Raw genomic sequence first — 14,737 nt, forward strand, 5'->3', positions numbered from 1 at the left:
ATCGACGCCCACCTCACCGGCCAACCCCGGGCCCGCACCCGCACCAGCCACTTCGCAGCACTTCGCCCCGCCGATCAAACGATCGACGGGGCGAAGTGAGCAGGCCCCGGATTAACCAACAGCATCCTCGGTCGCGCCGGGGCTCTCGTCACAGGACGGCTGACGTCAGTTGCCGTAGTGGTGCTTCTTGTGGTGCCCGTTCACGCAGGCGCCACCGAAGGACGGGTCGAGCAGGCCGCCCACGTGGGCGGTGTTGTGGCAGATGTTGATCGGCGCGTGGATCGGCACCTGGATGACATTGCCGGAGGTCACGCCGCCCGAGTTGATCGCCGCGCCCTCGGCGCCCGCGCCCGCCGCGGCGATCCCGGCCCCGCTGAGGACCACGGCGCCCGTGCCGATAGCGGCGACCCCCGCCTTCGCGATGAGAGACATCACGTTCTCCTTAGTGACTTGGTAAGCGCGGCGGCATCTTGCGCGACCGCACTTCCCGCTCAACGCGACGCGGCGGGGCTAGTTACGGCGTTTGTCCCCAGATCACCCTTTGAGGAAAGTGTCGGATTCGGCCACCCGGTGTACGGGCGTCGGTGTCAGAACGTCGGTTTTTCGAAAGATCCTCTAAGTTGTCGACTGTCGGTGACCAGTCCATCACGGTCTGTGTCGACAGAGAAACGGAGTGGTAATGCGCAAGTTCCAGAGGGTCGCGGTGGTCGCGGCCATGCTCGGCAGTGTCGGCTTCCTCGGCGCGGGTGTCAGCCAGGCCCATGGGGACGAGGACGGCAAGTTCAAGGTGGACAACAAGCAGGGTCAGCAGTGCTCGGCCAACGAGGTCAGCTACATCGGGTCCGAGACGGCCAGTGACACCTTCCTGCCGACCAACGCCGCCGGCACGCAGATGAACGACAAGAGCGAGCACACGTCGGTGACCTGCACCCAGCTCTTCGCCATCGGTCACTGATCGTCGATGAAGTGATCGCGGGTGGGCCCCGGGGGTGGACGAGTCCGTCCACCCCCGGGGCCTGTCATTTGTATTTAAGTGATTAATAGGCTGACTGATCAAAAAGCTGCGATTCAGAGCGTTTCTGCCAACAAAAGCCGCAAATGATCCTTAAAGTCATTACTTGTCGGTGACCAGGCCATAACGGGCTGTGTCGACATGAGAAACGGAGAGGTAATGCGCAAGTTCCAGAGGGTCGCGGTGGTCGCGGCCATGCTCGGTAGCGTCGGCTTCCTCGGTGCGGGTGTCAGCCAGGCTGGCGACGACGACGCGACGATCAAGCTGAACAACAAGCAGAGCCAGGAGTGCTCGGCGGACGGAACGTACGTGACGGGCTCCGAGACGGGCAGCGGCACCTTCCTTCCGGCCAACGTCGACGGCGCCCAGAAGAGTGACGCGAGCAAGTCGCGCTCCGTGACCTGCACCCAGCTCTTCACCGTCGGGCACTGATCGCTGATCACTGATCACTGATCCGGGTGGGCCCCGGGATTCGAACCATTTCCGTTCGAATCCCGGGGCCCGCTGTTTGCATTCGGGGGAGCCCTGAGCTGCCGGGCGGCCACCCAAGAAACTCACGCGCCAGCGCGTTTCTCCCGTCAAAAGCCGCAAACGTCACCTACAGTTGTCAACTGTCAGTGACCAGTCCATCACGGTCTGTGTCGACAGAGAAACGGAGTGGTAATGCGCAAGTACCAGAGGGTCGCCGTCGTCGCGGCCATGCTCGGTAGCGTCGGCTTCCTCGGCGCGGGCATCAGCCAGGCTCACGGCGATGACGACGCGACGGTCAAGCTGGACAACAAGCAGAGCCAGAAGTGCTCGGCTGACGGCACGTACCTGACGGGCTCGGAGACGGCCAGCAACACCTTCGCCCCGATCAACGGCGCCGGTCTTCAGTACAACGACAAGAGCGAGCACACGTCGGTGACCTGCACCCAGCTCTTCACGATCGGTAAGTGACACCGATCAGCTGATCTGAGCGGGCCCCGGTTTCCGCGCCGAGTGCGCGGAGTCCGGGGCCTGTCGTTTCCCCGGATAAGTATCGAATTATGCCATTTTTGGTGACGTTGCGCGTTCGCGTGTTCAACCGCTTGAACAACGCAAGCGTCCCCTACAGTTGGCGACTGTCGGTGGCTGGCTCGCTACGGCCTGTGACAACCCGAGAAGGAGAAGCAATGCGCAAGTACCACAAGGCGGCAGTGGCCGCGGCCATGCTCGGCAGTGTGAGCATCCTGGGCGCCGGCGTCGGCAACGCCGCGGACGGGACCCCGCAGGCCAAGGCCGACCAGACGTGCTCGGCCAACGAGTCGGACTGGTCCGGCGGGCTGATCAACGTCAAGAACGTCAATGTCGTGGTCAACGTCCTCGGGCTTCAGATGAACGACCTGAGCAAGCACAAGTCGGTGAACTGCACGCAGGCCATCCCCGTCAAGTGACGACGGCTTCGCCGTCCGGTCACGGGGGCCGACTGTAAAAGGAAAAGGCAGATGCTCAATTCGAAGAAAGTCGCAGCGGCAGCGGGCGTCCTGGGGAGCTTCGCTCTGATCGGTGCCGGTGCCGTCCAGGCCTTCGCCGGTGACGGCTACGGCAAGTGCGCGGACGACGGCAAGGGTCACGTGCGCTGCGTGCAGGTGAGTCAGTACCAGATCACCAGCGACAAGCGCGGGAACATCACCATCGTCAACGACTCGACGCAGGACTGCCCTGCCGCGCACGGCCAGATCACCTGCGTCAGCAGCGCCGCCGTCCCCGGCAAGAACTCCTGACGTCCACCGCTCCGCGCGGCGCAGAATGGCCGGGTCCCGATGACGGGGCCCGGCCATTTCTGTCCGGTGGGTGACTTCCGGGCGAGCTCTTAATCCGTTCGGATGATTTTTCGCCATATTTATTGTGTGTTGCCGCCGCCGTCGGGGTCACTGGGTGTAGACGCCAGTGCCCTGCCCATCCACTGCGCCGAGAGAATCGCAGCGAGCTTTCCGGCAAGGGGCAGCCATGGGTGGACGATCGAGAAAGACCAGGCGCATGGTGATCACCGCGGCCGCCGCCCTGTTCCCCGGCGCCGCGTTCGCCGTCGGCTCGGTCGTCAACTACGTCGCCGGCGTCGTGCAGGTCACGTTCATCGCGGCCGGAACCGCCTGCTCCAGCCTGGCCGCCTATGTCGCGTTGCGCGCGAAGGCCAAACTCGCCGACGCGGAGATCGCGGCGTTCAGCGAGAGTCTCTGCGCCATAGTCGAGAACCTGGTACGGCTCGCCCATGAGCCGAACGGCACCAATGAGCTCAGGATCCAGACCGTCGACTGGATCGTCACCCTGGTCGCCACGAAGGCGGGGCCCGGCACCAGGTGCGCCTACTACGCCCTCGAGGCGGACGGCCGCCGCCTCAGGCGACGGGGGCAGTACGGCGACGTGAGCCAGGCGCCCGACGAGTACACCGCCGACGAGGCGGACGGCAGGGACCTGCTGTGGGCCCTCGGCCGCAAGACCGCCGTCAGGATCGACGACACGTTCTCGACCAGCGGCTACCCGACGATCAACCTGGGGGACGGCTACCGGTCGTCCATCGTCGCTCCCGTGTACGTGGTGGACCGGCCCGTGGGCGTCCTCATCCTGGACGCCCCCCGGGTCGACGCCTTCGCGGAGACCGGTGAGGGCTTCGTACGCCTGTTCTCGCTGCTCCTGGCAGCCGTGCACAGCGCCGAGAGGGGATCACGGCTTGCTCCCGGCTGACGACTCGACGGCCCGGCAGCCACGTTCCGGGTCGGGTTCCCAGGGGTGGCGCAGCGCCCAGACGGCTACCGGTGCGCCCGCTCCCACCAGTGCCGCCGCCACCCAGAGCCCGGCCTGATACCCCGTCCGCAGGGCTTCGGGGGGCGCGGCGCCCCCGGACCGCGCCGAGCGCTGCGCGAAGGTCACGACGGCGCCCACGAACACGATGCCGAACACGCCGGAGAGCTCACGGGTGGCGCTGAACAACCCGGCCGCGAAGCCGGACAGCCGGCGGGGTGAGGACTCGAGGGCCCGCGTCGTCACCGGCAGCGCCAGAGCGGAACCCGCACCCACCGCCGCCAGCCCCGGCAGCAGGTCGACGAGCTCGCCGTAGGAACTGCCCCACGCGACCAGGAGCAGACCGCAGGCCACCAGCAGCAGGCCCGACGCGGCGATACGGCCGTCCCCCCATCGCCTGGCCAGGGCCGCGATGAACGGAGCCGTGACACACAGCGCCAGGACCACCGGAGTGAACGCCAGGCCCGCCTGTGTGGGACTCAGCCGCAGGCCGCTCTGCAGGAACTGCGACGTGTAGAAGTAGACACCGGTCACCCCCAGCCCCCACAGCAGCTGGGCGACGAGTCCGCCCAGGAAGGGCCGACGGCGCAGCAGTTGGCCGAGCGCGGCACTGCGACGGGGTTCCTGCCAGCAGCACAGCGTCACCACCCCGGCGACGGCGGCGGCACCCGAGACGACGACCACCGGCTCACCGAATCCGTACACGGGCCCCTGGATCAGGCAGTAGACCAGGGAGGCGAGGGAAAGACAGGTCAGTGCGAGCACCCGGTGCGGCACCGCCGCGAAACCGCCCGGCGAGGGGGGTGCGCCGCGGTCGGTGCCGGACAGGGCGAGGGCGCCGACCAGGAAGCCGACGATTCCCAGGGGGACGTTCAGAGCGAACAGCCACTCCCAGCCCAGGTGCTGCGTCACGACACCGGAGACGACCGGCCCGAAGGCCAGCGCGGAGCCCAACGCAGCGGTGGTGGCGCCGAATCCGGCCGTGCGCACACCGCGTGGCAGGTCGTGCGACATCACCGCCAACGAGGCCGGCAGGATGAACGCCGCGCCGGCGCCCTGCGCGGCGCGGAAGCCGACGAGCATCCCCTCCGTGCCCGACAGCGCACAGCACACCGAGGAGCCGGTGAACAGGGCGAGTCCGGTGAGCAGCGACCAGCGCCGTCCCCGGGCGTCGGTCAGCTGGCCCGCGAACAGCAGGAAACCGGCGAGCGACAACGGATATGCGGTCGCCACCCACTTCAGGCCCGTGTCGCTCATACCGAGTTCCCTGCGCATCTCGGGCAGGGCGACATTCACCACGGTGTTGTCGAGAGCCGTCAGGAACGTGGCGAGAACGACCGCCGTAATGACGCTCAGGGTGCGAAGCCTCACGTGCGAAATATAGGCGCTGGTGACTCGTGGGTTGAGCGTATCGGCGGATTGTATCGGCGTGTCACTGGAGAAGGGCCGCAGCTCCGTGTTTGGCTGTCGTTCTTCGCTGTTGTTCCGCCGCTTTCGTCCGGAACCCGTCGCGCGTGAAGGTTCGGTGAGCCAGTGCCATTCCTGGTGACAGAAACCATCAGCCACCATCTAGCCCAAGCCGCTGCTCTCACACCCGACGAAACGGCCTTCACGTTCGTCGACCACAGCGCCGACACCAGGGGCGTGGCCTCCTCGCTCACCTGGCAGGAGCTGGACCGGCGAGTACGACGGACCGCCCGCGCCCTGCACCATGCCGACACCGCCGGGGAAAGAGTGGCGGTGGTCGCTCCGCAAAGCCTTGAATACGTCGTCGGATTTCTCGCCGCTGCCTGTGCCGGCGCCATCGCGGTTCCGCTTTTCCCGCCCTCGTTGCCGGGGCACGGGGAGAAGCTCGTCGCGGTGCTGCGGGACGCGTCGCCCAAGTTCCTGCTGACCGTGGAGGAACAGCGCGAGCCGCTCACGGATTTCTGCGCGGCACACGGCATGTCCGCCGACTTCCGCGTCGTCACCGAACAGGAACTGGCCCAGAATTCCGCGGGACTGCGCGGGGATCCCGACGAGCCGGTGCCGAACGACGTGGCGTACCTGCAATACACCTCGGGATCCACCCGCATTCCGTCCGGGGTGGCGATCACGCACGCCAACGTGTGCGACAACGCCCGGCAGGCCCTCGACGCCTACGACATCCGCCGGGGCCGCAACTGCACCGTGGGATGGCTGCCGCTGTACCACGACATGGGACTGGTGTCGGTGATCGCCATGCCGATCATCGGTCACCTGCCGTCGGTCCTCATGGACCCGCTGGCGTTCGTCCAGCAGCCGGTGCGCTGGCTGCGCCTGCTGACCCGGCACCACGGGGCCTTCACCGCCGCGCCCAACTTCGCCTACGACTACTGCGTGCAGCGGGTGGACGACGGGGAACGCGCCGAACTTTCGCTGGACTCCGTCGCCGCCATGGTGAACGGCAGCGAACCCATCGCGCCCCGCACCCTCGAGCGCTTCCAGACGGCCTTCGCGCCCGTCGGGATGAGACGCACGACGATGCGCCCCTCCTACGGGCTGGCCGAGGCGACCGTGTTCGTGTGCGCGTCACCGGCGGGGGAGGAGCCCGCCGTCACCTCCTTCGACCGGCAGGCCCTCGGGGAGGGGATCGCCCGCACGCTGGACAGCCACGACGACCGTGCGGTGGTCGAGCTCGTCGGCTGCGGCCGGCCGAACGGGCAGGAGATGGCGATCGTCGATCCCGTGACGGGACGACGCCGGGAAGACGGAGTCGTCGGTGAGATCTGGCTGCGCGGCCCCAACATCGGCCGCGGCTACTGGAACCACCACGAGCAGAGCGAAGCCGTCTTCCACGCGGTCCTCGACGGTGACGACCCCACCGAACCCTGGCTGCGCACCGGCGACCTGGGCGTGTGGTACGACAAGCAGCTCTATGTCGCGGGCCGCCTCAAGGACCTGGTGATCATCGACGGGACCAACCACTACCCGCACGACATCGAGGAGACCGTCCAGTCGGCCCATCCGGCGATCCGCCCGCACCACATCGCCGCGTTCTCCCTGGCCGGGAGCGACGGCGAGCGACTGGCCGTCGTGGCCGAGCACGCCCGGGACGTGACCGGGTCCCGGGGACTCGAGCAGGAGGTGAGCCGGGCGGTGCGGTCCGCGGTCGCCGCCAAGCACGGCGTCGCCGTCCACGACTTCGTGCTGGCACCGCCCGGCAGCGTTCCACGCACCACCAGCGGCAAGGTCGCCCGCAACGCCTGCCGCGACCAGTACCTGGCGGGTGCGTGGGCCGACGGTACAGGCACCCGGAACCGATGACCGGCAGTGTGCGGGCCGCAGGGAGAGGGACAGATGCGAGCAATGCAGTCGGCCGCCCAGCCCGGCCCGGAACCGGCCTCCGCCGCGGAGCTACGAGCATTCCTGCGCCGGCTCCTCTCCGAGACCTGCGGCATCCCCGAGGCCGGCCTGGACGACACCCGGCCGCTGGTGGACTACGGCCTGACGTCCCGTGCCGCCGTCGGGGTCACCGGACGCCTCGAACGATTCCTCGACGCGCCTCTGCCGGCCACGCTGCTGTGGGAGAACCCCACCATCGGATCGCTCGTGGAGCGGCTGACCGGGAGCGGGGGGACCGGGCCGGAGGAAGACACCGGTAGCGGCAGCGACGAACCGGCGGCAGAGCCCGGCCCCGTCGCGGTGATCGGCGTCGGCTGCCGTCTTCCCGGCAACGTGGGCGGCCCCGAGGCCTTCTGGAAGCACCTGATCGCGGGCAGCGACCTCGTCGGCACCGTTCCCGACCGGCGCTGGCGGGACTTCGCGTCCCTGCCCGGCGCCGCGGCACTGATGGCACGGACCACCCGCCGGGGAGCCTTCCTCGACGACGTCGAGGCGTTCGACGCCGACTGCTTCGGCATCACGCCGCGCGAGGCGGAGGTGATGGACCCCCAGCAGCGCCTGCTGCTGGAGGTCGGCTGCGAGGCCCTGGACCACGCCGGGCGTCCCGCGTACAGCCTCCAGGGCAGCGACACCGGGGTGTTCGTCGGTCTCAGCGCACTGGAGTACGGACACCTGACCACCTCGGACCCCGCCCGGCTCACCCCGTGGACCAGCACGGGAGCCGCCGGGAGCATCGCCGCGGGCCGGCTGTCCTACCTTTTCGACCTGCACGGACCGAGCATCACCGTCGACACGGCCTGTTCCTCGTCCCTGGTGGCGGTGCACCAGGCATGCCGCAGCCTGCGCTCCGGTGAGTGCGACACGGCGCTCGCGGCCGGCGTCAACGTCGTGCTCTCGCCCACGGTCACCGCCTCCTTCCAGCAGGCCGGCGCACTCGCGGCGGACGGCCGCTGCAAACCGTTCGACGCCGCCGCCGACGGCATCACCCGCGGCGAGGGCTGCGGCGTGGTCGTCCTCAGACGGCTGGCCGACGCCCTGCGCGACGGCGACCGGGTCCTGGCCGTCATCAGGGGGACGGCGGTCAACAGCGACGGCCGGTCGGCGGGCCTGATGGCCCCCAACCCCGCGGCGCAGGAACGTCTGCTGCGCAGCGCGCTCGGCGACGCCCGGATCGACGCCGCCGGGATCGACTACGTCGAGGCGCATGGCACCGGCACCCTGCTGGGAGACCCCATCGAGGCCGGCGCGCTGGGTGCCGTCCTCGGCCGCGGCAGACCGGCGCACCAGCCCCTGCTCATCGGCTCCGTGAAGAGCAACCTGGGCCATCTGGAAGGCGCCGCGGGGATCGTCGGCCTGATCAAGACGGTACTGGCGCTGCACCACCGCCGTATCCCGGGCACCCTGCACTTCCACCGGCCCAACCCGCACATCGACTTCGACTCCCTCGGTCTGCGTGTCGTCACCGAGCCCGTCGTCTGGCCGGACCGGGGCGCCCGCCCGGCCCGGGCGGGCGTGTCCGCCTTCGGTTTCGGAGGCACCAACGCGCACGTCGTCCTGGAGCGGGCGGCGGCCGCCGAACCGCACACCGGGGGCCGGGACGGCCATGCCCCGCCCGCACATGTGCTCGTCGTGTCCGCCCGCTCGCGCGACAGGGTCGGCGACGTCGCGACCGGCCTCGCCCGGCGGCTGTCGGCCGAGGACGCACCAGCGCTCGGGGACGCCTCCCACACCCTGGCCCGCAACCGAAGAGGGCCCGTGTGCGCGGCCGTCGTCGCGCGCACCCACGAGGAGGCGGCCGGACTGCTCGGCGCCCTGGCCCGCGGCGAGGAGGCCCCGGGCTGTGTGCCTCCCGGCACCGACGACCGAGCGGCGCGGCCAGTCGGCACCCGCCGTCCCGTCCTCGTCTTCTCCGGTCACGGCTCCCAGTGGCAGGGCATGGGGCTGGGCCTGCTGAGGGACGATCCCGTGTTCGAGGCGGCGGTCCGCGAGCTGGACCCGTTGTACCTCGCCCGAACGGGCCGGTCGCTGCGGGACATGCTCGGACGGACCGGGGCGGGACCGGGCGTCGAGCACCTCCAGCCGCTGCTGTTCGGCATGCAGATCGCCCTGGCGCGCACCCTCGACGCCTACGGGGTGGAACCCGCCGCCGTCATCGGCCACTCGGTGGGAGAGGTCGGCGCCTCGGTCGTCGCCGGTGCCCTGGACGTCGCCGACGGCCTGCGGGTCGTCCTCGAGCGGTCGGCCCGGCTCGCCGGCCTCGACAGCGAAGGCGCCGGCGCCATGGCCGCGGTCGAACTGGCCGACGAGGAGAGCGACGAGGTCCTGTCGCGCTTCCCCGGCGTCGAGATCGCCGTGCACTTCTCCCCGCTCAGATCCACGGTCGCCGGACCGGCCCGGGCCGTCCGCGACCTGGTCGGCGAACTCACCGGCCGGGGCCGTATGGCACGGCTCCTCGACGTCGGCGGAGCGGGGCACTCCGCGGCGATCGACCCGATCGTGCCCGGGCTGCGCGAGGCACTGGGCACACTCCGGCCCGGCAGCGCGCACCTCGCCTGGTACAACACCGTCCTCGACGACCCGCGGGCCCCCGTCCGGGCCGACGCCGCCTACTGGTGCGCCAACGTCCGCCGCCCCGTCCGGCTGCGACAGGCCGTCGCCGCGGCCGCCGCCGACGGGCACGATCTCTTCCTGGAGATCTCGCCCCACCCCGTCGCCCTGATCCCCCTGACCGAAACCCTGGAGGCCGCCGGCGCCCCCCAGGCGGTCGTGGTGCCCGCCCTGCACAAGCGGGTCGACGAAGCGGTCGCCCTGCGCGGCGCGCTCTTCCGGCTGCACCTCGCCGGAGCCGGGGTGGACGAGGACCGGCTCTGGCCCACGGGGACACGGATCCCGCTGCCCAGCCCGCCCTGGCGTCACGAACGCCACTGGTTCGCCCGCCGGGGCCCGGCAGCCGGCGACCCCCGCACCGGCCACTCCCCGCTGGGCCGCCGCACCGACGACCCGCGTACGGGGGCGGTGCTCTGGCAGACCGAGCTGAGCGCGGACGACGACCGGACGGCCGTACGACAGCTCCACGGCCGCACCGTCCTCACCCTGCCCGCGGCCGCCTCACTCATGATCGCGGCGGCCCGGGAGGTCCACGAACGGGACGGGCTTCCCGAACTGCGCCTGGAGGACGTGGTCGTCCATCGGTGGCTGCCGCTGGCCGGCAGAACACCGGTGACCGTCGTCTGGGACCCCTCCGACGCCCACGTCACCGTCACCGTCAACGCCCGCACCACCAGCGGCACCTGGACCTGTCACGCATCGGCGCGGATCCCCGCCGGGCCCGCACCCGCTCCCGGCGTCCCGCCCGTCCCCCCGGCCGTCGTCAGCCACTGGGGCCGCGCCGGCACCGGCGACCACGCCGGGGAGTCGTACGAGGAACTCCTCGCCGCGATGCTGTACGCGCCGGCCGACGCCGAGGCCACTCCGGCGGGTCTGCGGTGCCTGCACATCCAGAACCCCGGCGCCACGAACACGCCGTACACCCTCCACGCCTACGAGAACGAGCCCGACGGGAGCTGGGACGTCGTGGCGAGCGCGGCCGACGCGCGCATCACCGCGACGGGGCTGCGGCTGCGCCCCGCCGAGCAGGGCGAGGTCCCGCGGCACCTCGAGGCACTCGCCCACGACATCCAGTGGCAGAAGTCGGCCGTCCCGCTCCCGGCACCGCTCGACAGCGCCCTGATCCTCGCCGGCGACCCCGAAGACGGCGAAAACGCCCTGGCCACCGATCTCGCGGAGGCGCTGGCTGCGAAGCACGTACGGACCACGACCCGGCCGCTCACCGCACCCGCCGACCGGTTGCTCGACGACTGGCCGCGGGGAACGACTCCGGCGGCTCCCCGCGCCGTCGTCCTGCTCCTCGACGCCACCCCCGGGTCCCCGGCCGACGCCCTGTGCGGCGCCACACGGGTCGCGCGGCAGCTCGCCGCCGACCGGCACGCCGAGCACCGGCCCCGGCTCTGGCTGGTCACCGTACGGGCCCGGTCCGCCGCACCGGGCGAGCCCGGCAAGCCCGAGCTGGCCTGTCTGCGCGGTCTCGTGCGCACGCTCGCCCTCGAGGAACCCGCCCTGCGCGCGACCCTCGTCGACATCGACGACCAGTTCGACCACGTGGACGACCTCGTGCAGGAGCTCCTCGGCAACAGCCCCGAGGACGAAGTCGTCTGGCGGGCGGGCACCCGCAAGGTCGCCCGGCTCGCGCCCGCCGACTGCGCGGAGCAGCAGTACGAGGCACCGTTCGTGCGCCGGAGCGGTTCCTACATCGTCACCGGCGGCCTCACCGGCCTGGGACTCGCGACGGCCCGCCGCCTGGCCGAACAAGGAGCCGGGCGGCTGGTCCTGTGCGGCAGACGGCCGGCCACACCCGAGGCGGAGGAGGTCATCACCGGCCTGCGCGAGCTCGGGACGTCCGTCGCCGTGGTGCGGGGGGACATCGCCGACCCCGACGTGGCCCCCCGCCTGGTGCGGGCCGCGGTCGGGGAGGGGCACCCGCTGCGCGGGGTCGCCCACTGCGCCGGCGTCCTGCACGACCGGATGATCACCGACCTGGACTCCGACGACATCCACACCGTTCTGCGGCCCAAGGTCACCGGGGCACTGCGGCTGGAGGCGGCCGTCGACTCCCACGACCTCGACTGGTGGGTGTTCTACAGCTCCGCGGCCGCCCTCCTCGGCTCGCCCGGCCAGTCCGCCTACGCGGCCGCCAACGCCTGGCTGGACGCGATCGCCCAACGCCGCAGAGCGGAAGGCAGACCTGCCACGTCCATCGCCTGGGGCCCCTGGCGGGACGCCGGCGCCGCGCCCGCCAACCCGGCCCTGGCGCTGGAGTCCCTCACCGTGACCGAGGGACTGGACGCCCTGCAGACCCTCGTCGTCCACCACCACACGCACACCGGCGTCCTGCACCTCGACGGCCGGCGCGTCCTCGAGGCCTTCCCCTCCCTGGCCGACATCCCCTTCTTCAGCGACAGCCTCCGCGCCCACGACACCACCGCGGACGACTGGCCCGGGCCCGGCGCACTGGAAACCCTCGGCGAGAACGCCGCCGACGAGATCCGCGAGCGGCTGGCCGAACGGACCGCCGCGATCATGGGCTTCCGCGTCCCGGACCTCGACGACGCGGTTCCGCTGCCGGCGCTCGGGCTGGACTCCCTGATGGCCGTCCGTATCCGCAACGCCGTCCTGCAGGACTTCGCCGTCGAGCTGTCCCCGGACCTCATGCTGCGCGGGGCGACCCTCACCGAGGTCGGCGGTACCGTCCTGGCGGAGCTCGGACTGCGAGGGGAGGCACACGAAGGGCCGGAACAGGACCCACCGGAACAGGACACCGCCGCGGCCCCGGCCCCCGGCACCCGCAGTCCCGCCGCGGTCCTGCCCGCCGCGACGCTGCCCTCCTCCATCCAGCCGCGCGACGCCGCCGAGCGTCTGGTGGCCGGTGCCTGGGCGGAAGTACTGCCGGAGCCCCCGACGGACGTCCGCTGCCACCTCCCGGTCGGCGCGGACCGGCGGGTCGCGGAGGAACTGATCGAGGCGATCCGCCGTCGCCTGGGCGAGGACACCGAGCTCACGCTGACCCCCGAGACCGTGCTCGAACAAGGGACGGTGGCCGCCGTCGCGGAACTCGTCCGGCCGGCCGTCAACGCCACCGGCGAAAGCGTCCTGACCACCCTGCGGCCGTCCCGACCGGGCTCCAGACCGCCCTTGTTCACCTTCCACCCCGCCGGCGGCCCGACGTCCGTCTACCAGCCGCTGACCCGGCTCCTCCCCCGCGAGCAGCCGGTGTACGGGATGGAGCGGCTGGATTCCGTGGACACGATGGAGGAGAAGGCCGCGCACTACCTGTCCCTCATCAGGACGATCCAACCGCAGGGGCCCTACCGGCTCCTCGGCTGGTCCTTCGGCGGCTGCCTCGCCTACGAGACGGCACAGCAGCTGACGGACGCGGGCGAGGGCGTCGCCTACCTCGGAATGATCGACACGATCCTGCCCGCCGCGCTGCCGGACCTGGACTCCGAGGAGCTGCTGCTCGAACGCTTCCGCCGGTTCGCCGAGTACATCGAGAAGACCTACGGACAGCGCCTGGACCTGCCCTACGACGAACTCGCGGCCACGCCCGACGACCAGCAGATCCACGTCGTCATGCGCGTGGCGGCGCAGGCAGGGCTCGACATGAGCCCGGGAGTCATGGAACACCAGCGCACCTCCTACATCGACGCCCGGGTCGGCGAGCGCTACGTCCCCCGCCCGTACGGCGGCCCCGTGGTGCTCTACCGCGCGCAGCAGGCACAGCGCCTCACGACGGCCCTCGACCCGCGCTACCTCAGGTCGGAGACCGATCTGGGCTGGGCGCCGCTGTGCCCCCGTCTCGATGTGGTGCCTGTCGAGGGCGACCACCTGTCCCTGATCGACCCGCCGCACGTGACGGCGATCGCCCACCACCTCGTCCGGTCCCTGGCGGTGACCGGATGAGCCGCAGGGCGCGCCGGCCGCGCATCCGGACGTACCTGCTGGGCGGTGTGCTGCTGCTGTCCTCCCTGGCCCCGGCCGGGCACGCGGCGGCGGCCGGGCACACCGCGGCGGGCGGGCACACCGCGGCGGGCGGGCACACCGCGGCGGGCGGGGCCGGCTCCGTGCGGGCCCGTGCCGACGACGGCGCCTACATCAGTCACGTCGAACGGCTTGCCGAGCGGGTGCTCGACCTCACGGTGCAATCACCGGCCATGAGAGCCGGCATGCCGGTACGCGTCCTCCTGCCCGCGCACTGGCGGCAGGAGCCGCACAGGACCTTCCCGGTCGTCTACCTCCTGCAGGGCGCGAGCGACGACTACACCTCGTGGACCCGTGAAACCGACATCGAGGAACTCTCCGCCGGCACGGACGTCCTCGTCGTCATGCCGGAAGGGGGCCGCGCCGGCTTCTACACCGACTGGTGGGACCACGGCAGGAGCACGGCCCCGCGCTGGGAGACGTTCCACACCGGGGAACTGAGGCAGCTGATGGAGCGCGCGTTCCGGGCGGGCCGCCAACGGGCCGTCATCGGACTGTCCGAGGGCGGGCTGGGTGCGCTGAACTACGCCGCACGTCACCCGGACAGCTACCGCTTCGCCGGCTCCCTCAGTGGAATCGTCGACACCTCCGACCCCGTCATGCGGTTCGGGATCGACGTCACATGCAGGCGTGAGCACGTCGACCCGGTACGCCTGTGGGGACGCCCGGACGCGCAGAGACGGATCTGGGACGCCCACAACCCCTCCCGGATGGTGCGCGGGTTCAGGAACACCTGGGTCTATCTCTACGCCGGGACGGGGGTACCGGGCGGACTCGAGCAGGGGTTCGACCTCGCCGCCTCCCTGCTGGAGCAACCACTGGGCCGCTCGACCTACGCGTTCGCCCGCGCACTCCGTGCCGGCGACGTCAAGGTGACCACCGACCTGTTCAAGCCCGGCACCCATGCCTGGCCCTACTGGCAGCGGGAGTTGCACCGCATGTGGCCTTCGGTGCTCTCCGCGCTCGGTGTCCGCACGCCCGACAGCTGACCCGTGGGCCGCACCC

At 71.1% G+C, this 14,737-nt stretch carries 11 protein-coding genes; 9 read left to right on the plus strand and 2 right to left on the minus strand.

Going from position 1 to position 14,737, the window contains the following annotated elements; genetic code table 11:
• Positions 1-165: 165 nt before the first annotated feature.
• Entirely contained in the window at positions 166-432 is a 267-nt protein-coding gene (locus tag ACWC21_RS00005) for a chaplin (protein WP_450876386.1), read from the minus strand.
• 247 nt (positions 433-679) lie between these two features.
• Here ACWC21_RS00005 and ACWC21_RS00010 point away from each other — a divergent pair, with 247 nt between their 5' ends.
• The 6 genes from ACWC21_RS00010 (at position 680) to ACWC21_RS00035 (ending at position 3,718) form a co-directional block, all read left to right on the plus strand.
• Positions 680-955 (plus strand): hypothetical protein, encoded by a 276-nt coding sequence (locus ACWC21_RS00010; RefSeq protein ID WP_450876388.1) that lies wholly within the window; start codon positions 680-682, stop codon positions 953-955.
• 216 nt (positions 956-1,171) lie between these two features.
• On the plus strand, positions 1,172-1,444 hold the full coding sequence (locus tag ACWC21_RS00015) for a hypothetical protein (RefSeq protein ID WP_450876390.1): 273 nt from the start codon (positions 1,172-1,174) through the stop codon (positions 1,442-1,444).
• Between the two features lie 231 nt (positions 1,445-1,675).
• The gene (locus ACWC21_RS00020; RefSeq protein ID WP_450876392.1) at positions 1,676-1,951 is read left to right on the plus strand and encodes a hypothetical protein; all 276 of its coding nucleotides are present in this window, start codon (positions 1,676-1,678) and stop codon (positions 1,949-1,951) included.
• A 215-nt stretch (positions 1,952-2,166) separates the two neighbouring features.
• Positions 2,167-2,427, plus strand: a complete 261-nt coding sequence (locus ACWC21_RS00025; protein WP_450876394.1) for a hypothetical protein — start codon at positions 2,167-2,169, stop codon at positions 2,425-2,427.
• 51 nt (positions 2,428-2,478) lie between these two features.
• Positions 2,479-2,757 carry a hypothetical protein gene (locus ACWC21_RS00030; RefSeq protein WP_450876396.1) on the plus strand — a complete coding sequence of 93 codons (279 nt, stop codon included), beginning with the start codon at positions 2,479-2,481 and terminating at the stop codon, positions 2,755-2,757.
• A gap of 256 nt (positions 2,758-3,013) precedes the next feature.
• Positions 3,014-3,718 carry a GAF domain-containing protein gene (locus tag ACWC21_RS00035; RefSeq protein ID WP_450876398.1) on the plus strand — a complete coding sequence of 235 codons (705 nt, stop codon included), beginning with the start codon at positions 3,014-3,016 and terminating at the stop codon, positions 3,716-3,718.
• Here the strand turns inward: ACWC21_RS00035 and ACWC21_RS00040 are convergent.
• Entirely contained in the window at positions 3,698-5,146 is a 1,449-nt protein-coding gene (locus ACWC21_RS00040; protein ID WP_450876400.1) for an MFS transporter, read from the minus strand. The two genes, ACWC21_RS00035 and ACWC21_RS00040, sit on opposite strands and share 21 nt — an antisense overlap.
• 174 nt (positions 5,147-5,320) lie before the next feature.
• Between ACWC21_RS00040 and ACWC21_RS00045 the strand changes: the two genes are divergently transcribed.
• Genes ACWC21_RS00045 through ACWC21_RS00055 form a run of 3 tightly spaced genes read left to right on the plus strand, consistent with a single transcriptional unit; the run spans position 5,321 to position 14,721 of the window.
• Positions 5,321-7,060: a fatty acyl-AMP ligase gene (locus tag ACWC21_RS00045; protein ID WP_450876402.1), complete on the plus strand. Its 1,740-nt coding sequence runs from the start codon at positions 5,321-5,323 to the stop codon at positions 7,058-7,060.
• A gap of 33 nt (positions 7,061-7,093) precedes the next feature.
• Positions 7,094-13,654 carry an SDR family NAD(P)-dependent oxidoreductase gene (locus ACWC21_RS00050; RefSeq protein ID WP_450876404.1) on the plus strand — a complete coding sequence of 2,187 codons (6,561 nt, stop codon included), beginning with the start codon at positions 7,094-7,096 and terminating at the stop codon, positions 13,652-13,654.
• Positions 13,651-14,721, plus strand: a complete 1,071-nt coding sequence (locus ACWC21_RS00055; protein WP_450876406.1) for an alpha/beta hydrolase — start codon at positions 13,651-13,653, stop codon at positions 14,719-14,721. Before ACWC21_RS00050 ends, ACWC21_RS00055 begins: the two co-directional genes overlap by 4 nt.
• The last annotated feature ends 16 nt before the right edge of the window (positions 14,722-14,737 follow it).

Source organism: Streptomyces sp. NPDC001348 (assembly GCF_053597535.1).

What these genes read in the sequence shown, in the direction of transcription:
- ACWC21_RS00005 (WP_450876386.1), bottom strand. Translation starts at nt 432, where the DNA reads ATGTCTCTCATCGCGAAGGCGGGGGTCGCCGCTATCGGCACGGGCGCC.
- ACWC21_RS00010 (WP_450876388.1), top strand. Translation starts at nt 680, where the DNA reads ATGCGCAAGTTCCAGAGGGTCGCGGTGGTCGCGGCCATGCTCGGCAGT.
- ACWC21_RS00015 (WP_450876390.1), top strand. Translation starts at nt 1,172, where the DNA reads ATGCGCAAGTTCCAGAGGGTCGCGGTGGTCGCGGCCATGCTCGGTAGC.
- ACWC21_RS00020 (WP_450876392.1), top strand. Translation starts at nt 1,676, where the DNA reads ATGCGCAAGTACCAGAGGGTCGCCGTCGTCGCGGCCATGCTCGGTAGC.
- ACWC21_RS00025 (WP_450876394.1), top strand. Translation starts at nt 2,167, where the DNA reads ATGCGCAAGTACCACAAGGCGGCAGTGGCCGCGGCCATGCTCGGCAGT.
- ACWC21_RS00030 (WP_450876396.1), top strand. Translation starts at nt 2,479, where the DNA reads ATGCTCAATTCGAAGAAAGTCGCAGCGGCAGCGGGCGTCCTGGGGAGC.
- ACWC21_RS00035 (WP_450876398.1), top strand. Translation starts at nt 3,014, where the DNA reads ATGGTGATCACCGCGGCCGCCGCCCTGTTCCCCGGCGCCGCGTTCGCC.
- ACWC21_RS00050 (WP_450876404.1), top strand. Translation starts at nt 7,094, where the DNA reads ATGCGAGCAATGCAGTCGGCCGCCCAGCCCGGCCCGGAACCGGCCTCC.
- ACWC21_RS00055 (WP_450876406.1), top strand. Translation starts at nt 13,651, where the DNA reads ATGAGCCGCAGGGCGCGCCGGCCGCGCATCCGGACGTACCTGCTGGGC.